Source organism: Streptosporangium sp. NPDC049248 (genome assembly GCF_040678965.1).
In the GTDB taxonomy this organism is placed as follows: Bacteria; Actinomycetota; Actinomycetes; order Streptosporangiales; family Streptosporangiaceae; genus Streptosporangium; species Streptosporangium fukuiense.
Map to the genome: position 1 here is coordinate 197,060 of NZ_JBFAQY010000002.1, position 19,791 is coordinate 216,850.

Consider the following 19,791-nt stretch of genomic DNA (forward strand, 5'->3'; position numbering starts at 1 on the left):
ACCGCCTCGTTCCGCGGGCCCTCCCACGAGGCCCTGGACAATCACGTCACCGGCAGGTCTTCGGACTCACGGGCGCCCTGCGCGTGCCTACCGGCCGTCGCTTCCCGGGCATGGCTCACCCAGTGCTCACATGACGGCTTTCGTTCCCGTTCACCGCTGCGGGGCAGTCCCGGAATCTCACCGGGTTCCCTCTTGCCTCGCCCCTCCCGGGGCGAACCAGCAACGAGCAGGATCCTACATCTAGGGGCGTCTGACGCAACTACCCCAACAAGTTGTGTCGGAAGACTTCAGCAGTCCGAGCTCGTGGAGCACCCCGCGGGTGCGGGCCGTCTCGGTGAAGAGCCACTGACGGAAGTCGTCACCGCTGAGGTAGACCCGGCTCCATCCATTGGCCGCGCACAGGGCGCGCCAGCGCGGCGCGGCGTCGATCCTGTCACACAGGGCGATCGCGGCGTCCCGGTCCGCCTGGCCCATGCCCTTGGGTCCCAGCAGGCCGCACCAGTCGCTGTACTCCAGCCGGACCTCGACCTCCAGGAGCGTCGGCGCGTCGATCCCGTCGAGCCGGCTGCCCGAGGAGACCACCAGGGGACGCAGGCGGCCCGCGGCGATCTCGGGTCGCAGGGCGCGGGCCGACCCCAGCAGGGCCGCGACCCGTCCGACCTGGAGCGCCTCGGCCGCGTCCTCGGCACCGTGGAACCCCGCGTACTCCAGCAACCGGGTGTCCACCCCGAGGCACTTGCCGATCATGCCGTAGAGCACGTGGTCGGAACCGCCCTCCGGCCGGCCGCCGACCGTCAGCGCCGCCGGGGTGCGGCGCAGCTCCGCGGCGAAGTCCTCGAAGGTGCGCAGCCGGGAGTCCGAGGGGACGACCAGGACCGTCCAGTCGCCGACCAGGCGGGCGAGGGGGGTGGCGGCGTCCACCACCGCGGCGGTGTTGGCGATCTCCGCGGCCGTCACCATCGGCATCGCGGCGACGAGCAGCCTGCCCTCGCGCGCGAACGAACCGCGCACGGCGCCGAACGCGTCACGCGGGACGGAACCCAGGGGCCCCGGCCGCTCGACGGCCATGGCGGAGCGTGCCAGCCCCGACAGGACCAGGACGGAGGCGAGCCTGCCCGCGATCCCGTCCCAGCCGTGGCCGTCGGCGGTGGGTTCGAGGATGCTCAGGCGGCCCACGGCCGAGCCGGCGGAGTCGCCGTTCAGGTCGCAGCCCGCGACGACCACGGCACCCGCGACCAGCGCGAAAAACCTCCTACGGCGCATAAGCGCCCCTTCCCCCAAGAACCCCCTATACCATAGGTTACCGCTTTATCACTATCTGTCACAGACCGGGGGTCGCCGCGCCCCCGGCCGGGGCGACCACCGTCGGCGGCCGCCCCGGGAGCCCTCTCACTCCACCGTGACGCTCTTGGCCAGGTTGCGGGGCTTGTCGACGTCCCGCCCCAGCGCCACGGCGGCGTGGTAGGCGAAGAGCTGAAGCGGGATCGACAGCAGGATCGGGTCCAGCTCGATCTCGTTCCTGGGCACCACGACGCAGTCATCGGCCAGCTTGGGGTCCACCGCGCGGTGACCGACCATGAGCACCCGGCCGCCCCGGGCGCGGATCTCACCCAGCGTGGTGAGGTTCTTGTCCAGCAGCTCGTCGTCGGGAACGATCGCCACGGTCGGCATGTCCGGGCCGATCAGCGCCAGCGGCCCGTGCTTGAGCTCGCTGGCCGGGTACGCCTCGGCGTGCACGTAGGAGATCTCCTTGAGCTTCTGTGCGCCCTCGCGTGCCACCGGATATCCTCGGACCCGGCCCACGAACATCATGCTCGGCGCCTCGGCGTACTTCTTCGCCAGTTCCTGGAGCTGCGGCTCCAGCGCCAGGATCTCCTTGATCTGGTCCGGCAGCCTCCGCAGGCCCTCGCAGATCCGGCGGCCGTCGGCGGGAGACAGGTCCCGCACCCGGCCGAGGTGCAGCGCGAGCAGCGCGAAGGCCACGGCGGTCGAGGTGAACGCCTTCGTGCTCGCCACCGAGACCTCGGGACCCGCGTGCAGGTACACGCCGCCGTCACACTCGCGGGCGATCGCGCTGCCCACGGTGTTGACGATGCCGAGCACCCGGCCGCCCTTGCGCTTGAGCTCCTGGACGGCGGCGAGGGTGTCGTAGGTCTCCCCCGACTGGCTGATCGCCACGTACAGGGTGTCCGCCTCCACCACCGGGCTGCGGTAGCGGAACTCGCTGGCCGGCTCCGCGTCGGCCGGGATGCGCGCCAGCTCCTCGATGAGCTGCGCACCGATCTGGCCCGAGTAGTACGCGGAACCACAGCCGATGATCTTCACCCGGCGGAACGAGCGGGTCTCCCGCGCGTCCATGTTGAGGCCGCCCAGGTGGGCGATGTGGAAGCGGTCGTCCAGACGCCCGCGAAGCGTCCTGGCCACGGTGTCGGGCTGCTCGGAGATCTCCTTGAGCAGGTAGTGCTCATAACCGCCCGTGTCGTAGTGCCCCGCCTCCCAGTCGACGGTCAGCGTCTCCTTGGCCGTCTCCCGCGCGTCGCTGGCGAAGGTGTTGAACCCGTCCGCCTTGAGCACGGCGATCTCGCCGTCCTCCAGGTGGACCACCTGGCGGGTGTAGCGGACCAGCGCGGCGACGTCGGAGGCGGCGAACATCTCCTTCTCCCCGATGCCCAGCACGATCGGGCTCCCGTTGCGGGCCACCACCACCTCGCCGGGGCGCTCGGAGTCGATCACCGCGATGCCGTACGTGCCGACGACCCGCTTGAGCGCCGTCCTGACGGCCTCCTCCAAGGAGTCGGACTCCTTGACCGTACGAGCGATCAGGTGCGAGAGCACCTCGGTGTCGGTCTCCGACAGGAAGATCGCGCCGTCGGCCTCCAGCTTGGCGCGCAGCTCGTCGGCGTTCTCGATGATGCCGTTGTGCACGACGGCGATGCGCTCGTCACCGGACAGATGAGGATGGGCGTTGACGTCGCTGGGCGCGCCGTGGGTGGCCCAGCGGGTGTGGCCGATGCCCAGCCCACCCTTGAACCTCGCGGGCACGACCGCCGCCAGGTCGGCCACCCTGCCTTTGACCTTGCGCATCTTCAGGCCCTTGTTGGAGACCACCACCCCGGCCGAGTCGTAACCTCGGTATTCAAGACGCTGCAGACCCTCCAGCAGGATGGGTGCCGCGTCCTTGGGCCCTACATAGGCCACGATTCCACACATGTAACCGTTCCTTATCCGTAGACAATCCGGCGCAGCTGACGCAGGGAGAGTTCAGGTGCGGCGACACGGCGTACCGCCAGCTCGGCGATCAGCCTGGGGAAGATCTCGTCATTGACCAGCCCTCTCCCCTTGAGCTCCGCGTGACGCCGCCTGACGAAATCCTCAACGGGTTCGGAGAAGTAGGCCAGCACATCGGCGACGACTCGCGCCGCCTCCCCCGGGCCGAGCGCGCTCGTCCGGGTCAGGTGAGTGATCAGATCCTCATACGGATGCCGTGTCGTGGGCACAGAGCAGGACCATACGCATCCGGGAGAGAGCACACCAAGTTTTCTGCCCGATTTCGGGCAGAGAATCTCCACAATGCCGCAACCCCGCCACAACGCGCGACAATCGGCAATCTCTGATAACTCTAAGTAGCCATCAGAGGGGGAGGAACCATCATGCGCCGTCTGCCGGGGATCACCGTCGTCACCGCTCTCGCCGTACTGGTCTCGGCCGTCCCGGCACAGGCGGCGTACCCGGGGGATCGGCCGACCTGGCCCCGGAAGCGCCCGGCACCCGCCACGGCCGCGGCCTCCCCCGGCGCTGTCGCCGGCCCGTCGTCATCGGCGGGGACGGGTGCGCGGTCCGGCAGACAGGCCGCCTTCGCGAAGGCGGCGCGGACGTACGGGGTGCCGGAGAGCGTGCTGCTCGCGGTCTCCTACCTGGAGTCCCGCTGGGAGGGCCACCGCGGGCTGCCCAGCGTCTCCGCCGGTTACGGCCCGATGCATCTGGTCGACGGCCGGGCCAGGCCGGGTCGGCCCCACGGTGTCGGCGAGGACCCGCGCGGCGACGAGACCCGGCCACGCGTGATCGCCCTTCCGACCACCGCGGCGGCGCCACCCCGGGACACCCTGCGACGGGCCTCGGAACTGACCGGCCTGCCCCTCCGCCGACTGCGCGAGGACCCCTCCGCCAACATCATGGGCGGTGCCGCACTGCTCGCCGACTACCGGCGCCGCACCGGCGGGAGCCCCGACGCCGGCCCGGCGGGCTGGTACGGCGCGGTGGCCCGCTATCCCGGCGTACCGGAGGAGGGCGCCGTGGGGACGGAGGCGGCACGGTCCTTCGCCGACGAGGTCTACGCGACGATCCGGGCCGGTGCCGCGCGGGTGACCGATGACGGCGAACGGGTGGTACTGCCCGCGACGCCGGGCCTCCCCACGCCGCGGGCACCACTCTCCGAACCGCCCGCTCCGATGGCACAGCGCCGCGCGCACGGCCCCACCCCCACCCCCACGCCCGAACCCGTCACGGACATCGTCGTGAAACCCGCGACGGAGCCTGCCACGAAGATCACCACTGTGCTCGCCTCGGCCCCCTCCCCCCTGCCCACGGTGATGCCGGCGGCCCTCGCGGCGGCTCCCGCCGCGGGAAGCATCGCGGGAACCACCGCGGGAACCACCGCGGGGCCCGACTGCCCGAGGAACGTCTCCTGCGAGTGGCTCCCCGCCGTCTACCGGCGGCTCAAGGGCGGCGGCTACGGCAACCATGACCGCTCCGACGGCCCCCGGAAGATCGACTACATCGTGATCCACGACGGCGAGACGAGCTACGACGCGATGACCCGCCTGGTCAGGAACCCCGAATACCTGAGCTGGCACTTCACCATCCGCTCCAGCGACGGCCACATCGCCCAGCACCTACGGGCCAGGGACATCGGCTGGCACGCCGGAAACTGGTACGTCAACTCCCGCTCCATCGGCCTGGAACACGAGGGCTATCTGGCCAGGGGCGGATCCTGGTTCACCGAGGCGATGTACCGGGCCTCGGCCAGACTGGTACGCCACCTCGCGGCCAAGTACGACGTCCCTCTGGACCGGGCGCACATCCTGGGACACGACAACGTGCCGGGCACCACCCCGGAGACCGTGAGCGGCATGCACGACGACCCCGGCCCGTACTGGGACTGGAGCCACTACTTCGAACTGCTCGGCAGCCCGCTGCGCGCCTCCGGCGGTGACGCCGCGCGCTCGGTGCTGATCAAACCCGACTACGGCACCAACAGCCCGAACTTCACCGGCTGTCCTGGAGGGTGCCGCGGCCTGGGCGCCTCCTCGGTCTGGCTGCACACCCGCCCCTCCCTCACCGCGCCGCTGGTCTCCGATATCGGCAAGCACCCCACCGGCGACTCCACGTACAGCGTCTACGACCACGCCGCCCGCGCCTCCAGCGGCCAGCGGTACGCGCTCGCCGAGCGCAGGGACGGCTGGACCGCGATCTGGTACCTCGGCCGGAAGGCGTGGTTCAGCGACCCCGCCGAGGCCCCCACCTCCCTGCCCGCGTCAGGCCCCCTGGTGACGCCCAGACCCGGCCGCGCCCCGATCAGGGTGTACGGCAGGGCCTACCCGAAGGCGCACGCCTACCCGGTGGGCGTCCCCGTGCAGGCCCTGACCCCGCTGCAGTACTCGATACCCGCCGGTCAGGTCTACAGTTCCGGCCCGACGACCCGCGCCTCCTACCTGCGGGCGGCCGCCTTCGATCCCGCCGATCACCGCGTCGTCAGGGGCGAGACCCGCTACCGGCAGATCCAGTTCGGACACCGGATCATGTTCGTCCGGGCCTCCGACGTCCAGCCGGCCGGCAGGTGAAGATCCGAGCCTTGCGCGCATCCGCCCTGCGGAGGCGCTAGAGTTTTCACGTGCCCCGGAGTCGTCTCCGGGGAGCACGCGGAAGTGGCTCAGTGGTAGAGCATCACCTTGCCAAGGTGAGGGTCGCGGGTTCGAATCCCGTCTTCCGCTCCGGCAGGTCCTTTCAGGGATCTGGCTGGTGGAGTGGCCGAGAGGCGAGGCAACGGCCTGCAAAGCCGTCTACACGGGTTCAAATCCCGTCTCCACCTCAGCGCACGACCTTCGGACCCCCCGGGATCCGGTAGGGTGGTGCGAGCGCCGAGGGGAAACCCGAAGCGAAATGCGGAAGTGGCTCAGTGGTAGAGCATCACCTTGCCAAGGTGAGGGTCGCGGGTTCGAATCCCGTCTTCCGCTCTGGTGGTGCCCGAGGACGATTAGCTCAGCGGGAGAGCGCTTCCCTGACACGGAAGAGGTCACAGGTTCAATCCCTGTATCGTCCACCAGAGAAATCCCAGGCCCTCGGCCTGGGATTTTCTGTTTCCCGGCGCCGTGCCGCCCGCGCGGAGCGACAGAAGCGGCTCCGCGGATCAGCCGCCGGGTCCCACCTCGTTGTTCGGCGCACCGTCGCCGCTGGTCGGCAGATCGCCGCGCTCCACCGGACCGGGCGTCGGTGAGGGCGTAGCGGAACCGTCCGGGACCGCGTGCCGCGCTCCGGCCACGGCCGCCTTCAGCGCGGCCCGGTCGACCTCGTCGACGCGGCCGTTCAACCGGATGAAGTGATCGGCTCGGACCGCCGTGTACTCATGGCGGCCCCCGCCCGATCGGTACCAGCCCACCTCGTCACGCTCGCACCTCACCGGCGCCGACGGCGGTTCCGCGTCCATCAGCGGCGTGTCCGCGCACAGGGCGTCGCTGAACGTGCCACGGTCGACCCTCAGCTGAACGCGCGCGCCACCGGAGAAGTAGAAGGCTCCGAACCCGTCGTTCCCGATCACCCCGGCCGACTGCTCGGCCAGCCGGTACCCCGGCAGATCCAGTGCGTAGATCAGCTCCGGAGCCGCTCCCTGCCGCCGCGCCTGCTCCAGCACACCCTGTCCGAGTGACGCCTCGGAGCCGCACCCGGACACGACCAGCCCGAGGACCGCGACGGAAAGGAGTCGTTCCTTCATTTTGACCACTTTGTCGCACCCGGTCCTCATCCGACAACCCCGGCCTCGCGAGGTCCGCCAGAGCGCCCCGGAAAGGCCCTACCTGCCCGCTCGCCTCCGGACTTCCCCGGCGAACCCCGCCTGACGCGGCCTCGGGTCCGGAACAATTGTCACGATCACCTTTTTGGCCCGCATCACCGGCGGGCAAAGAGGCACCAAAAGAGGCACCATGGGAGGACGCATGACCTGAAACACCGTTAATCGCTATGCTTTTGAAACGTGGCAAAGGGGGCGAGCCTGTGCAGCGCGTGGTGGTCGATCCTGAGGTGCCGAGGGACATCGCCGAACTCCTTCGTCATAACGGGCCCCTGCTCTACCGCCTTCGCACCGGACGTGTCCCAAGGGGGAACGACGAACCCCGGGTTCCGGGAGTGCTCATCGGGCTCTTCGGCGGCTCGGCCGCGGTCGCGGCGGCCGGACTGGCACTCGGCGGCGTCCCGCTCCCGGCGTTCGCGGCCGTGCTCACCACGCTGATCGGTTTCTACCTCCTCATCCTCACGGTGATCTACATCGCCAGGAAACCCTCACCCGCCGACTCCGTCGAGCGGGTCCTGTACCGGCACTCCCTGCAGTGGCAGGGGCGCTTCCTGATCCTGGAGGACTTCGACCACGACGCCAGGAACCTGCTCGGCCGGGTCCAGCGGGCGATCGACTTCATCGTGTGCTCCCGGGTCAACGCCATGGGCATGCTCGACAGCGTGCGCAACTCGGTGATGCTCCCCGCCGAGGAGTGGGAGATCGCCCGGCTGCTGACCAAGCTCTCCGCGCTGCGGGCCAGGCACCGCCATCTCGCCAGGGGCGGCAGGAGTCCCGAGGTGGCCGCGGCCATGGCACCGCTGGAGCGTGCCCTGGCCGCCAGCGAGGCCGCCGTGCTCGCGCGGGTGGAGGCACTGGAACGATACGCGGGCCACGTGTCCGAGGCCGAGCGCGCCCTGCTCTCCCAGGGACAGATCGAGGCCCTGCTAGCTCACCTGCCCGAGTACGAGCAGCTCGTCGCCGAGACGGGCGCGGCCAGGTTCTCCGCACCGGAGATCGGGCATCTCAGCGATGACGCCGACATGCTCCGGCGGGCGCTCCGCGAGAGCGTACGCTCGGCACACGAGGCGTTCCGCTATCTCGACCGATGATGTGAGAATCCGACCGGATGGAGGGGCGAGCCTGTGCGGCGAGTGGTGGTCGATCCCGAAGTTCCCGCCCGGACCGCCGATCTCTTTCGCCAGCACGCGTCCCTGTTGGCGCGCATCCGCGCCGGTTGGAGTCCCGAGCCTGCCGAGCCCGCCTCGCGGCTGCCCGTCCGTTTCCTGTGGTCCGGAGGGGCGGTCTCGGCGCTCCTGCTGGCCTGCCTGCTCCTCCTCGCGGACGCCGGACAGCTGTTCTTCTTCGTGCTCGCCCTGCTCGCCCTCGTGGTCCTCGTCGGTTTCCTCACCACCCGCGAGCCGCTGGAGCCGGAGTCGACCGAACACGACCTGTACCGCGAGGCCCGCTGGTACGAGGGCCGCTACCTGCTGCCCGCCGAGGACTTCGACCACAACGCCGGCCGGCTGCTCGAACGGGCCCAGCGGGCGATCGACTTCATCCTGCGCTCCCGGGTCAACGCCATGGGCATGCTCGACGACGTGCGCAACGCGGTGATGCTCCCCTCACAGGAATGGGAGATCGCCCAGCTGCTGACCAAGCTCTCCGCACTGCGCGACGAGCACCACGAGTTCGGGTACGGCGGCAGCACGCCGGAGGTGGCCGCGGCCATGGCACCGCTGGAGCGTGCCCTGGCCGCCAGCGAGGCCGCCGTGCTCGCGCGGGTGGAGGCACTGGAACGCTACGCGGGCCACGTGTCCGACGCCGAGCGGGCGCTACGCGCCCACGAGCAGATCGAGATACTCCGCTCACGGCTTCCCCGCTATGAGGAACTCCTGGCGGAGTCGGGCGCGGACGCCTTCGCCGTACCGGAGATAGGGAAGCTGACCGAGGACGCCGGCCACCTGGAACAGGCGCTGCGCGACAGTGTCCGTTCGGCGCACGAGGCCTTCCGCCACCTCGACAGGTCCGCCGACGAGGCTGCCGACGGGGCCGCCGGCCCCTCGTCCTCTCCGAGCGGGCCCGTCCGCCCCCCGAACTCCGGGGGCTCCGGGCAGGAACCTCCGGCGCTCTGAAGACGGATTTCCCTCCCTGGACGGACCGCACCTTGTCATGCGTCACAAAGAAGGCGAGGATAGCTCGCGTTCTTTGGAGGTAGCATGCGGATCCGCCTGGACACAACCCTCGGCGTGGTCGTGCTGGTCGACGTGTTGCGGGTCTTCCTGCCCTCGCTGATCACACTCTTCGGCCGGGCGGGAAGCACTCCCGCGGAGATGATGGGCCTGTACGCCCTCTCCTGGTTCGTCCTGGCCTTCCTGACCGTCCCGCTGGCCAGACTCGTCCAGCCGCGGCTGATCGCCCTCGGTGCCGGATGCCTGCTGCTCCTGGCTCGGCTGGCACTCCAGCTGACCGGGGGCGGGGACCCGCAGCTGTACGTGGCCAGCCTCGGCCTGCTGGCCGGCCTGGTCTGGCTGGTGGCGACCGCGATGGGCGGCCGGGACGCCCGGCCCGTGATGGCCGGGGTGATCGCCGGCCTGGCGGCCTCCACGGTGATCCACGCGGCGCTGGACGGCATCGACCTGATGTGGCGGCCTGGAGCGATCCCATGGGCGCTGCTGGCTGTGGAACTCGGGCTCTTCGGCCTGTTCCTGATCCGGGCGGACCCCTCGGACGAGGAGTACTCCGGTGCCCCCCGCGCCTGGCTGGCCATCGGCCCCGCCCTGCTGCTCTGGGGTCTCTACACGGGCAACACCGCGCACGCCCAGGCGGCGACCGTCTCCGCCCAGCAGGCCGCCGCCGTGATCGTGGCGGCGTTCGCGGTGGTGTCGGCGGCGCCCGCCGCGCTGCCGGTGCTGCGCCGCCCGCTCCCGCCCGCCGTCGCCCTGGTCGCCTCGGCGGTGGCGTTCACCCTGGGCAGGGCCACCGTGGGCGGCGTCCACGGTGTGGCGCCCAGCTGGACGATCGCCGCGCAGATCATCGGCCAGCTCGCGCTCGGTGCCTGTCTGGCGCACGCCGCGGCGGCCTTCGGCCCGGACAGGGCGGCGCGGCGCGGCCTGGCCGCGGCGGCAGGCATGTTGCTGTTCGTCGTGTTCGTCTTCGGTTACTACGCCGCCTACGACCTCTACCTTTCCAACCAGTGGGTGCCGATCGGCGCGGCGCTCGTCGTCGCGGTCCTGGGTCTGGTCGGCAGCACGGGTCTGCCGCGCCGCTCCTACGACCGGCGGTTCGCGGCGGCCGCCGTGGCCGCGGTCGTGCTGGTGGCGGCCGTTCCCCTCTGGCAGGGGGAGCGGCCCCGCTGGGAGGCACCGCGTGACGGGCTGCGGATCGCGGCCTACAACATCAGGATGGGGTACGGCGAGTCCGGCAGGCTCTCCCTGGAGCAGCAGGCCGACGCGCTCAGGGAGTTGCGGCCGCACGTGGTGGTGCTGAGCGAGGCCGACCGGGGCTGGCTGCTCAACGGCGGCCACGACGGGGTGCGGCTGATCGCCGAGCGGCTGGGCATGCACTACATCTGGGCCCCGGCGACCGACGAGGTGTGGGGCGACGCCCTGCTCACCACGCTGCCGATCACCTCGATAAGGAACCACGTGCTGGTCCAGGGCGGACCGACCGGCGCGCAGGCGCTGGAGGTCGGGCTGCGCTGGCAGGGCGGGGACATCACCGTGATCGGCACCCACCTGCAGCCTCCGCCGGGCTGGCGCGAGCTCGACCAGGTCGAGCAGCTCGGCGGGATCGTCAGGGAGGCCTCCAGGAACGGCGCCCCGGTGATCGTGGCCGGCGACCTCAACCTTCAGCCCGGGGAGCGGGCCTGGGAGGTGCTGACCGGCGCGGGCCTGACCGACCCCCTCGCCCCGGCCAGGCCGTTCAACACCGTTCCGTCCCGAGGACACGTCGTCGAGCAGATCGACCATGTGCTCGTCACCCCGGGTTTCACCGGAAAGGACCAGGCCAACCCCGATGTCCCACACTCCGACCACCGCCCGATCGCGGTCACCCTGGTCGCCGGGCCTTGATCGGGTTCCGCTGGGTAGTGTCGGGTGCATGACAGGACGACCTGTACTGATCTTCGACGGCGACTGCGGTTTCTGCACGACGAGCGTCAGGTTCGCCGAGCGCCGCATCGGGGTTCGCGCCCTGGTCGTCCCCTGGCAGTTCGCCGACCTTCCGGCGCTGGGCGTGACACGCGAGCGGGCCGAGCGCGAGGTGCTCTGGGTCCAGGGCGGCGGGGTGTACGGCGGGGCGCAGGCGGTGGCCAGGCTGCTGATCGCCGCCGGTCTCCCGTGGAGCCCGCTGGGGTTCGCGCTGCGGGTCCCGCCGTTGCGCTGGGCTGCTCAGGGCCTCTACCGCCTGATCGCCGGCAACCGGCACCGCCTGCCCGGCGGCACCCCCGCCTGCGCCCTGCCTCAGGACCGCCGATGAAGGGCGTACTGCTCACCGGGTTCGAGCCGCTCGACGGCGGTGGCAACTCGTCGTGGGAGGCGATCGCCCTGGTGCCCGGGGTGCGGACCGCACTGCTCCCCTGCCGGTTCGGCGAGATGCTCGAGCGACTGCGCGCGGCGGTGGCCGAGCACGACCCGGCGGTGGTCGTGTGCGTCGGGCAGGCCGGGGGGCGGCCGGACGTGACCGTGGAGCGAGTGGCCGTCAATCTCGACGACGCGTGCGTCCCCGACAGCGCCGGGTGGCAGCCGATCGACGAGCCGGTGGTACGCGGCGGCCCTGCCGCCTACTTCGCCACGCTGCCGGTGAAGGCGTGCGTGGCGGCGGCGCGGGCGGTCGGGGTGCCCGCGAGCGTCTCGCAGAGCGCCGGCACGTTCCTGTGCAACCACCTCTTCTACGGCCTGATGCACCTGATCGCCACCGAGCGGCCGGGGGTCCGCGGAGGTTTCGTGCACCTGCCGTACAGCCCCGATCAGGTCCTCGGCGAGGCCAGGCCCTCCATGCCCGTCCCGATGTCCGCCCAGGCGCTCACCGCGATCGTGACCACCGCCGTCTCCGTCTCGCTCGGCGGTGATCTCCGCCTGGTCGGTGGCTCCCTGCACTGACCGGGCGCCCCGCGCCGGGGCCACCCGCTCCCGCGTCCCCGTTCCCGGGAAAGGCGGCCCGCCGGTCAGAGCGGCACGCCGTACACCACCCGGCGGCCCACGAACTCGGTCACGCTCCACAGCGTCTTCTTGTCGCGGACGCAGGTGAGGTCCTCGGGCCCCACCGGGTAGGGCCGTCTGCGCACCGTGTCGCCGACCAGGACCAGGGTGCCGTTCCCCGCGGCGCCCGCGGTCTGGCTGAGGTACCAGGTGCCGTTGTAGGAGAGCGCGCCCTGGACCTTGCTCACGGGGAGCGCGTGGGCGTCCACGGCCTGGACGACGCCGCCGGCGGGGGCGTTCAGCGTCTCCTGCGCGGTCAGCGACCAGCGGGCCACCCGTCCGACCGTGCCCGCCGTGTCGACGTACTCGCCACAGATCAGGGTGTGCGGGGTGGTGCTGCGGTCGACGGCGGTGTAGGAGAAGCGCACCGAGCCACTGGTGGTGGTCCAGGCGTCGGTCTGCGGCATCACGTACCGGTAGCCGAACGCCTCGTACCTGCCGCTCTTCCTGCCGATCGTGGCCGCGCCGTCCCCGTTGACCTCGAAGATCTGCCGGGTGTCGAACACCCGCAGGCCCCGTGTGGTGTCGACGACGTACAGCAGGCCGCCGTACCAGGCGACGCCGCCGGCGTGGATGTTGATCGGCGTGATGTTCCCGTCGGCGGCGACCCGCACCAGCAGGACGTGCCGGTACCGGAGCGTCGCGGTGTTCAGGAAGCTCAGGCGCACGCCCCGCTCGGCCCCCGAGGTCGGCGAGTGATACCAGCTCACCACGAACGTGCCCCCGGCGATCCCGGCGTCGGAGGCGGAGGTCAGGCCCTGGGGATACCACTCCCTGGCGACGTTGTCGTCCGCGTCGAAGCAGTACCAGTCGACGGGTTTGGGGGTCATCTTGGCGAACGCCCCGGCACCGGTCGACCCCTTCCTGACCGCGACGCGATTGGCCTTGGCCAGCACGGTGTCGAGGGAGACCCGTTGGAGTTCCTGCTCCAGGACCTTGATCCCGGCCGCGAGGCCGCCGGCGTCCCGTTTCAACCCGAACGGCTCCGCCGGCGCGGCCTTCATCTGACTCATGTGGGGGTCTCCTCGTCCGGTCTCGCCAGGATCGGCGGATCAAGATACGGAGTTCATGAGTATGCCTCTACTCAAATCCCTTTTGTAGCTAGAAGGGCCAGGTGTGGACGGGCTCCCCGGTCTGTGACAGTTCCCGGTACCGGCTCACCAGGCGCGCCCGTGCCGCCTGGTCGCCCCCCATTCCCGCCAGCGCCTTCCGTTGCCAGATCGCACCGGTACGGCGGCGCGTGACGCGTTCCCGCACGATGTCCAGCGCCCACCGGATCTCGGCCGGCTCCACGCCCATCCTGCCGAGACCGGCCTCGGCGACCGGCAGCAGGTCCAGGGCGAGCCGCCAGGCCGGGACCTCCTCGCGCAGGCCGGGCCAGCTCAGCGGCGCGTCCAGGCCGTGGATCGCGCCTCGGTAGAAGTTGCGGTAGGCCCCGGCGAAGGGGAACTCCTCCACCGGATGGAGGGCCAAGGCCGCGGTCAGCCCGAGCAGGAACGCGCTGTTGGCCGCCATGTCCGCCGCGCTCGGCCCGGCGGGCAGGGCGCGCATCTCCACCCGAAGGTGGCCGCCGCCGACCGGGTCGTAGACCGGCCGGTTCCACTGCCACACGGTGCCCTGGTGAAGCCGGAGCTCGGCCAGTTTCGGGACGCCGCCCGCGGGCACCTCCTCCGGCACCGAGCTCATCGGCAGCACCGGTTCGTAGTCCCGGACGCATGTCTCGAACAGTTCCTGGGCACTTCGCGCCCAGCCGGAGCCGAACCCCACCCGCCGGTCCCTGCGGTCGAGCCGCTCGACGTCCCGGTCGTCGGCGGCCTCCTCGAACAGCGCGATCCTCGTCTCCTCCCAGAGCTGCCTGCCCAGGAAGGCGGGTGAGTTGCCACTGACCGCGAGGACCGGGCCGATGGCCAGCTGGGCGGCGTTGTAGACGCGGGCGAAGTCGGCGGGAGGCGTGCGGAGATGGACCTGCCAGGAGGTGTTGGCGCTTTCCAGGATCACCCCCTCGACCTCCAGCTCCAGCAGCTCGACCCCCTCGATGCGTACCCGGAAGGGCTCCGTGCGCAGCCGCCGCATGCCCCTGGCCAGCGCTCGGTAGCGCCCCTCACCGCTCAACGCCTCGTGGGTGAAGTCGAACTCGCTCAGTGAGGGCAGGATCCCGATCATCACGACCTGCCCGCCCTGCGTCTCGGCCGCCGTGTCCACCACGGCCATGATCTCCCGCATCTCGCGCATCATGGCGGTGAACGGCCGCCCGGCGATCGGCAGCGGGGTCAGGTTGGCCTCCAGGTTGAACCTGCCCAGCTCCAGCGTGAGCCGGTCGTCGGCGGCGACCGCCCGCACCTCCTGGTTGCGGGGCAGCGGGCGGCCCTCAGGCGTTACGAGGAACATCTCCAGCTCAGCCCCGATCGTCACGGGACCGTCCCCGAAACCGGGCCGTGCGAGTACCTCGCGGAGAGCGCCGAGCTGCTCCGCCAATCTCTCCCCGAAGCGGAGGAACTCCGCCTCGGAGTAACGGTCCTTGTCGACTTTCTGCCCCATCACACCGTCCGATCAGTTGGTCCTCGTGCTCCCTCCTCTCTCCCAGCTTGCGCCTTCTAATCAGGGCTTTCGTCACAGCCCTCCGCGGACGAGGGCACGCGGCACGTCCGGGGCCCGTTGTGCGTCTCCCCTGGCTTCCCACGATGCCTCGCGGGCACCGGGAAGGGAACGGTGTCCGGGACCGGATTGAGTAGTGTTCAGGTTCGAGTGGGGCCGAAAAGCGGCGGCCGACAGCCGGAAGGGAGTGTGGGCGGGTGCGAGCGGTGGTCTTCGACGACTTTGGAACCGAGCTTGAGGTTCGGGAGGTGCCCTCCCCCGAACCCCCGCCCGGTGGAGCGGTGATCCGGGTGGAGGCCACCGGGCTCTGCCGGAGCGACTGGCACGGCTGGCAGGGGCACGACCCGGACATCCGGGTCCTGCCCCACGTGCCGGGGCACGAGCTCGCCGGGGTGGTCGAGTCGGTGGGCGCGGGCGTCGCCTCGTGGCGGCCCGGCGACCGGGTGACCGTCCCGTTCGTCTGCGCCTGCGGTTCCTGCGCGGCGTGCGCGGCCGGTGAGCAGCAGGTCTGCGAGCGCCAGACCCAGCCTGGGTTCACCCACTGGGGCTCCTTCGCCGAGTACGTGGCGATCGATCACGCGGACGTGAACCTGGTGCGGCTCCCCGAGGAGATGAGCTTCGGCACCGCCGCGAGCCTGGGCTGCCGCTTCGCCACCGCCTACCGGGCCGTGAACGCCGTGGGCCGGGTGCGGCCTGGCGAGTGGGTGGCCGTGCACGGCTGCGGCGGTGTGGGCCTGTCCGCCATCATGATCGCGGCCGCGGCCGGGGCCAGGGTGATCGCCGTGGACGTCTCCGCGGGCGCCCTGGAGATGGCCGGGGCGTTCGGCGCCACCGCCTGTGTCAGTGCCACCTCGGCCGAGGCCGACGTCCCCGCGCGGGTCGTGGAGCTCACCTCGGGGGGCGCCCACGTCTCCATCGACGCGCTCGGCAGCCCGGGGACGTGCGCGGCGTCGATCGAGAGCCTGCGCCGCCGGGGACGCCACGTCCAGGTCGGTCTGCTGCCGGGGCTCACCGCGGTTCCGATGGGCCGGGTGATCGGCTACGAACTCGAACTTCTCGGTAGCCACGGCATGGCCGCGCGCGCCTATCCGGCGATGCTGGCGGCCGTCGCCGACGGCACCCTCCGCCCGGACGCACTGGTCACCCGCTCCATCGGCCTCCAGGAGGTGGGAGGCGCGCTCGCCTCGATCGGATCCGTCCCCGGCGTCACAATGATCATTCCGTCCCTGCGCTGACGGCGGACCCCAGACCAAAAGAGAACGCGTTTCAGTTTTTCGTTGACCAAGACCTGGACACGTGTCTAGTTTGAGGGTCCCGGCTCGGCGAAGGACACAACGTGACAGTGCTGCCCGACTACTCAGGCCCCTTCGATCCCGGCTTCCGGCTGGAACGCCTCTCTCGCGGGGCGCTCGCCGTCCTCGGCAGAGAATGGCTGCTCCACGGCCACCTGCAGGACCGCGTCGGCGTCCCGATGGTCCTGGAGCTCGGCGGCAGGCAGGAGGCCGAGCGGGTCGCCATCGAGGAGTGGGCGGCCGCCAGCCCGATCTACTCGGTCAGGATGCAGGAGGCCCTGGGTTTCCGGGGTGACACCGTCTCGGCCATCCTGAAGAATCTCCAGCTCGACATCGGGGCGCCGCCGCAGTTCATGGACTTCCGGCTGCGGCTGATCGACGAGCGGCACGGTGAGTTCGAACTGGCCCACTGCGGCGCGCTGCTCGACGTCGAGCCGATGGGCGAGGACTGGGTCCGCGGCATGTGCCACACCATCGAGGACCCCACCTTCGACGCGACGGGGTCGGCCACCAACCCCCGCGCTAGGTTCCTGCCCGTGCACCGCCCGCCCCGCGTGCCACCCGGCCGGACGCCGCACTGCCGCTGGCGCGTCGAGATCTCCGACGCCGCCGAGCCCCTCGCGCCGCACCCCAACCAGGCCTCGGTGGCGGAGTCGCTGCTCGCCCGGCTGCCGATCACCTCGGGCAGGATCTCCGCCGAGCCCGGCGGGCTGGACGGCTACGACGGCCCCTTCGACACCGACTTCCAGCTGGAGGACCTCTCGCACGCGGCACTGCAGGCCGTGCTGGAGGAGGTGGCGATTCAGAGCCACCTGCTCTTCCGCGGCTACCTGCTCAGCATGAGCGACCACTACGGCGAGCCGGCCGCCCGTAGCGCGGGGTCCCGGGTGCTCGTCGGACTGGCCGGCCTCACCTCGGGCAGAGTCCGCGCGGCCATGAACGTCCCCGGCGACGACGCCGCCGCCATCGGCAGGGTGCTGCAACTGCATCCGACCTTCCAGCCGGGCTCCTACGTCGGCCTGGAGGTCGAGGTCACCGGACCGCTCCGGGTGAGGTTCGGCTTCACCGACTCGCCGATCTTCCGGGAGACCGATCCGCTCACCTGGTTGGCCGAGCTCGGCGGCGACGGCGACCGCGCCCTGGACGCGGTGGTCCAGGCGGTCAACCCGCGTGCCCGATGCGTCCCGGTCCCGCCCCGCGAGGGAGAGCGCCACGCCTACGAGGCCGTGATCGACCCCGGCGCCGAGCCCGCGCGTGAGGAGCCCGAGGTGCGCCTGGCCCGCTTCAGCGGCGGCGCCGGCTTCGCCTTCCACCGGTTGAGAGCACGGTAGGGGATCGGCGGGTGATGAGCACGGAGCCCGGCGGGCTCCGTGCTCATGACCCGCCGATGGCGACGGACCGGGAGGAGCACCAGCCGATGGCCCGTCCCACCCGTCGCCGGCCGGCTGGAACCGGGTTCTCCGGCAAAAGCGGCACCCCCATCAACGACCGGCCTGTCCTTTCACGCAATGAGTCCTGATAAAGAATCCTCCTCTCCGAAGAACAGGGCACAGCGCGACGACCAGCCAGAACGGGGCAGCCGCAGAGCTTTGAACGCTCATATAAATGATCAAAACGGTGATAGCGTCGTTGACCATGCGTCCAGAAGATCTCGCCTTGCTCAACGTGCCCGGCAGTGTCACCCGCCACGGCGATCTCCTTCTCGTCGACGTGGCCCGGCCCGATCTGGAGACCGACGCCTACTCCGGGAGCCTGTGGCGGGTGCCGCAGGACGGCCCGCCCGTCCGGTTCACCTTCGGCGACCGCGACAGCGCGCCGCGCATCTCCCCCGACGGCGCCTGGGTCGCCTTCCTGCGCGCCGGCGACGGCAGCCCGCAACTGCACGTGATGCCCACCGGCGGAGGTGAGGGCCGGCCGGTCACCGACCTGCCGCTGGGCGCGGGCGTCCCGGTCTGGGCACCGGACTCGCGCCGGATCGCGTTCGTCGCCCGGGTCGCCGAACCGGGCCGGTACGGCACCGAGAAGGGCGTGAGCGCCGAGGCCGAGGCACCGCGCCGGATCACCGGGCTCCACTACCGGACCGAGGGAATCGGCTTCACCTTCGACCGGCGGCAGAGCCTGTTCGTGGTCAACGCCCTCGCGGACATCCCGGTGCCGGTACGGCTGACCGAGGGGCCCTACGACGTCGACTCCCCCTGCTGGACACCGGACGGCGAGCATGTGCTGGTCTCGGCCCCCCGCGACCTCGACGGTGAGAGCCTGCACACGGACGTTTACGCCGTCCCGGCCGGCGGCGGCGCCCCGGTCCTCGCGGTGCGCAGCGACGGCTCCGCCGAGCATCCCGTCGCCCTGCCCGGCGGGGAGGTGCTCTACCTCGGCACGGAGTTCTCCGGACTCGACGCGGTGGCCCACAACGTGGGCCTCTACCGCGCACCACTGCGGATCACCGGCGAGGCAGCGGCCGAGACGGCGGCTGAGACGGCGGCCGGGACCCGGCTGACCGAGGAGGAGTCGGTGGACTGCGAACCACTGCCTCCCGTACCGCTGCGGGACGGCGTCCTGGTCGCGGTGCGGGTACGCGGCGCGGTCGAGCTGCGGCTGGTCCCCTCCGGCGCCCTCGACACGCCACTGGAGAAGCTCGTCCCGATCCTGGGCGAGCGGGCGAGCGTCAAGTTCTTCACCTCCTGCGGCGAGCAGGTGGTCGCGGTGGTGTCCACCCCCGCGAGCCCCGGCGAGGTGGTCACCCCTGACGGGCCGCTGACCGACTTCTCCGGCACCCTCGCCGGGATCAGCCCGCTGCTGGAGATCACCGCCGTCTCCGCCGACGGCTACCCGGTCCACGGCTGGCTGGCCCTGCCCGAGGGCGAAGGCCCGCATCCCGTCCTGCTGAACGTGCACGGCGGCCCGTTCCACCAGCACGGGTGGGCCTTCCTGGACGAGACCCAGGTCTACACGGGCGCCGGATACGCGGTGGTCCTGCCGAACCCGCGCGGCTCCTCCGGATACGGACAGGCGCACGGCCGGTCGGTGATCGGCGCGCTGGGCACCGTGGACGCCGACGACGTGCTGGCCCTGCTCGACGCCGCGCTGGAGCGGCCCGAGTGCGACGCCGGGCGGGTGGGCGTGATGGGCGGCTCCTACGGCGGTTTCATGACGAGCTGGCTGGCCACCCGGCACGGGGACCGGTTCAGGGCCGCCTGGAGCGAGCGCGCGGTCAACGCCTGGGACTCCTTCACCGGCTCCTCCGACATCGGCTGGTTCTTCGCCGAGGCGTACTGCGGTCCCGACATCGAGGCGCAGCGCGCGATGAGCCCGCTCTACCGCGCCGATCGGATCACGTTGCCGTTCGCCGTGGTCCACTCCGAGGAGGACATCCGCTGCCCGGTCGAGCAGGCACAGCGGATGTTCGTCGCGCTGCGCCGCAACGGCACCCCCGCGGAGTTCCTGCTCTTCCCCGGCGAGGGACACGAGCTCAGCCGCGGCGGGCGCCCGAAACACCGCCTGCAGCGCTTCGAGGCGGTATTGGAATGGTGGTCTCGCCACCTGTCCTGACCGGACGCACTCCCCGGCGGTGAGACGCCGGGGGGCTCCGCCGTGCCGTTTCCCCCTGCACCCCGAACGCCGGAGCAGAGAACACTCACTCGGCCTCCCGCATCGAATG

At 71.3% G+C, this 19,791-nt stretch carries 15 protein-coding genes, 4 tRNA genes and 1 riboswitch; of the genes, 13 read left to right on the top strand and 6 right to left on the bottom strand.

Translation table 11 applies throughout. The features are described 5' to 3' along the window. Nucleotides 1-33 precede the first annotated feature (33 nt). Nucleotides 34-236: riboswitch (cobalamin riboswitch) on the bottom strand. Nucleotides 237-240: 4 nt separating this feature from the next. The 3 genes from AB0K21_RS04840 to AB0K21_RS04850 all read right to left on the bottom strand — a co-directional run bounded on the left by AB0K21_RS04840 (nucleotide 241) and on the right by AB0K21_RS04850 (nucleotide 3,497). Next, a complete protein-coding gene (locus tag AB0K21_RS04840) occupies nucleotides 241-1,263 on the bottom strand; it encodes a tripartite tricarboxylate transporter substrate-binding protein (RefSeq protein WP_364147867.1) in 1,023 nt (340 codons plus the stop codon). A 126-nt stretch (nucleotides 1,264-1,389) separates the two neighbouring features. Further along, nucleotides 1,390-3,210, bottom strand: coding sequence for a glutamine--fructose-6-phosphate transaminase (isomerizing) (gene glmS / locus AB0K21_RS04845; protein WP_364147869.1), 1,821 nt, complete (start codon nucleotides 3,208-3,210; stop codon nucleotides 1,390-1,392). An 11-nt stretch (nucleotides 3,211-3,221) separates the two neighbouring features. Next, the gene (locus AB0K21_RS04850) at nucleotides 3,222-3,497 is read right to left on the bottom strand and encodes a hypothetical protein (protein WP_343967793.1); all 276 of its coding nucleotides are present in this window, start codon (nucleotides 3,495-3,497) and stop codon (nucleotides 3,222-3,224) included. Between the two features lie 153 nt (nucleotides 3,498-3,650). Between AB0K21_RS04850 and AB0K21_RS04855 the strand changes: the two genes are divergently transcribed. The 5 genes from AB0K21_RS04855 (at nucleotide 3,651) to AB0K21_RS04875 (ending at nucleotide 6,322) form a co-directional block, all read left to right on the top strand. Next, entirely contained in the window at nucleotides 3,651-5,840 is a 2,190-nt protein-coding gene (locus AB0K21_RS04855; protein ID WP_364147872.1) for a peptidoglycan recognition family protein, read from the top strand. A gap of 78 nt (nucleotides 5,841-5,918) precedes the next feature. Continuing rightward, nucleotides 5,919-5,990: transfer RNA gene (locus AB0K21_RS04860), tRNA-Gly, on the top strand. Nucleotides 5,991-6,017: 27 nt separating this feature from the next. Then, nucleotides 6,018-6,088, top strand: a tRNA-Cys gene (locus AB0K21_RS04865). A 73-nt stretch (nucleotides 6,089-6,161) separates the two neighbouring features. After that, a tRNA-Gly gene (locus AB0K21_RS04870) sits at nucleotides 6,162-6,233 on the top strand. A gap of 14 nt (nucleotides 6,234-6,247) precedes the next feature. After that, nucleotides 6,248-6,322: transfer RNA gene (locus AB0K21_RS04875), tRNA-Val, on the top strand. An 84-nt stretch (nucleotides 6,323-6,406) separates the two neighbouring features. Here the strand turns inward: AB0K21_RS04875 and AB0K21_RS04880 are convergent. After that, nucleotides 6,407-6,988 (bottom strand): hypothetical protein, encoded by a 582-nt coding sequence (locus tag AB0K21_RS04880; protein WP_364147874.1) that lies wholly within the window; start codon nucleotides 6,986-6,988, stop codon nucleotides 6,407-6,409. A 410-nt stretch (nucleotides 6,989-7,398) separates the two neighbouring features. Here AB0K21_RS04880 and AB0K21_RS04885 point away from each other — a divergent pair, with 410 nt between their 5' ends. The 5 genes from AB0K21_RS04885 (at nucleotide 7,399) to pcp (ending at nucleotide 12,144) form a co-directional block, all read left to right on the top strand. Beyond that, the gene (locus tag AB0K21_RS04885; RefSeq protein ID WP_364147877.1) at nucleotides 7,399-8,154 is read left to right on the top strand and encodes a hypothetical protein; all 756 of its coding nucleotides are present in this window, start codon (nucleotides 7,399-7,401) and stop codon (nucleotides 8,152-8,154) included. A gap of 33 nt (nucleotides 8,155-8,187) precedes the next feature. Then, complete coding sequence (locus AB0K21_RS04890; RefSeq protein WP_364147880.1) at nucleotides 8,188-9,177, top strand: hypothetical protein; 990 nt, start codon at nucleotides 8,188-8,190, stop codon at nucleotides 9,175-9,177. Between the two features lie 84 nt (nucleotides 9,178-9,261). Continuing rightward, nucleotides 9,262-11,115 carry an endonuclease/exonuclease/phosphatase family protein gene (locus tag AB0K21_RS04895; RefSeq protein ID WP_364147883.1) on the top strand — a complete coding sequence of 618 codons (1,854 nt, stop codon included), beginning with the start codon at nucleotides 9,262-9,264 and terminating at the stop codon, nucleotides 11,113-11,115. Nucleotides 11,116-11,143: 28 nt separating this feature from the next. Further along, the gene (locus AB0K21_RS04900) at nucleotides 11,144-11,521 is read left to right on the top strand and encodes a DUF393 domain-containing protein (RefSeq protein WP_343967805.1); all 378 of its coding nucleotides are present in this window, start codon (nucleotides 11,144-11,146) and stop codon (nucleotides 11,519-11,521) included. Continuing rightward, the gene (gene pcp, locus AB0K21_RS04905) at nucleotides 11,518-12,144 is read left to right on the top strand and encodes a pyroglutamyl-peptidase I (protein ID WP_364147886.1); all 627 of its coding nucleotides are present in this window, start codon (nucleotides 11,518-11,520) and stop codon (nucleotides 12,142-12,144) included. Before AB0K21_RS04900 ends, pcp begins: the two co-directional genes overlap by 4 nt. 65 nt (nucleotides 12,145-12,209) lie before the next feature. Here pcp and AB0K21_RS04910 read toward each other — a convergent pair whose 3' ends face one another. Beyond that, complete coding sequence (locus AB0K21_RS04910; RefSeq protein WP_364147889.1) at nucleotides 12,210-13,256, bottom strand: hypothetical protein; 1,047 nt, start codon at nucleotides 13,254-13,256, stop codon at nucleotides 12,210-12,212. An 88-nt stretch (nucleotides 13,257-13,344) separates the two neighbouring features. Then, nucleotides 13,345-14,781, bottom strand: a complete 1,437-nt coding sequence (locus AB0K21_RS04915) for a glutamate--cysteine ligase (protein ID WP_343967812.1) — start codon at nucleotides 14,779-14,781, stop codon at nucleotides 13,345-13,347. Between the two features lie 254 nt (nucleotides 14,782-15,035). Between AB0K21_RS04915 and AB0K21_RS04920 the strand changes: the two genes are divergently transcribed. From AB0K21_RS04920 to AB0K21_RS04930, 3 genes are all read left to right on the top strand, one after another. After that, nucleotides 15,036-16,073: an alcohol dehydrogenase catalytic domain-containing protein gene (locus AB0K21_RS04920; RefSeq protein ID WP_364147892.1), complete on the top strand. Its 1,038-nt coding sequence runs from the start codon at nucleotides 15,036-15,038 to the stop codon at nucleotides 16,071-16,073. A 101-nt stretch (nucleotides 16,074-16,174) separates the two neighbouring features. Next, nucleotides 16,175-17,461 carry a hypothetical protein gene (locus AB0K21_RS04925; RefSeq protein WP_343967817.1) on the top strand — a complete coding sequence of 429 codons (1,287 nt, stop codon included), beginning with the start codon at nucleotides 16,175-16,177 and terminating at the stop codon, nucleotides 17,459-17,461. Between the two features lie 304 nt (nucleotides 17,462-17,765). Further along, nucleotides 17,766-19,682 carry a S9 family peptidase gene (locus tag AB0K21_RS04930; RefSeq protein ID WP_364147895.1) on the top strand — a complete coding sequence of 639 codons (1,917 nt, stop codon included), beginning with the start codon at nucleotides 17,766-17,768 and terminating at the stop codon, nucleotides 19,680-19,682. The last annotated feature ends 109 nt before the right edge of the window (nucleotides 19,683-19,791 follow it).

What these genes read in the sequence shown, in the direction of transcription:
- AB0K21_RS04840 (WP_364147867.1), bottom strand. Translation starts at nt 1,263, where the DNA reads ATGCGCCGTAGGAGGTTTTTCGCGCTGGTCGCGGGTGCCGTGGTCGTC.
- glmS (WP_364147869.1), bottom strand. Translation starts at nt 3,210, where the DNA reads ATGTGTGGAATCGTGGCCTATGTAGGGCCCAAGGACGCGGCACCCATC.
- AB0K21_RS04855 (WP_364147872.1), top strand. Translation starts at nt 3,651, where the DNA reads ATGCGCCGTCTGCCGGGGATCACCGTCGTCACCGCTCTCGCCGTACTG.
- AB0K21_RS04880 (WP_364147874.1), bottom strand. Translation starts at nt 6,988, where the DNA reads ATGAAGGAACGACTCCTTTCCGTCGCGGTCCTCGGGCTGGTCGTGTCC.
- AB0K21_RS04895 (WP_364147883.1), top strand. Translation starts at nt 9,262, where the DNA reads ATGCGGATCCGCCTGGACACAACCCTCGGCGTGGTCGTGCTGGTCGAC.
- AB0K21_RS04900 (WP_343967805.1), top strand. Translation starts at nt 11,144, where the DNA reads ATGACAGGACGACCTGTACTGATCTTCGACGGCGACTGCGGTTTCTGC.
- pcp (WP_364147886.1), top strand. Translation starts at nt 11,518, where the DNA reads ATGAAGGGCGTACTGCTCACCGGGTTCGAGCCGCTCGACGGCGGTGGC.
- AB0K21_RS04910 (WP_364147889.1), bottom strand. Translation starts at nt 13,256, where the DNA reads ATGAGTCAGATGAAGGCCGCGCCGGCGGAGCCGTTCGGGTTGAAACGG.
- AB0K21_RS04915 (WP_343967812.1), bottom strand. Translation starts at nt 14,781, where the DNA reads ATGGGGCAGAAAGTCGACAAGGACCGTTACTCCGAGGCGGAGTTCCTC.
- AB0K21_RS04930 (WP_364147895.1), top strand. Translation starts at nt 17,766, where the DNA reads ATGCGTCCAGAAGATCTCGCCTTGCTCAACGTGCCCGGCAGTGTCACC.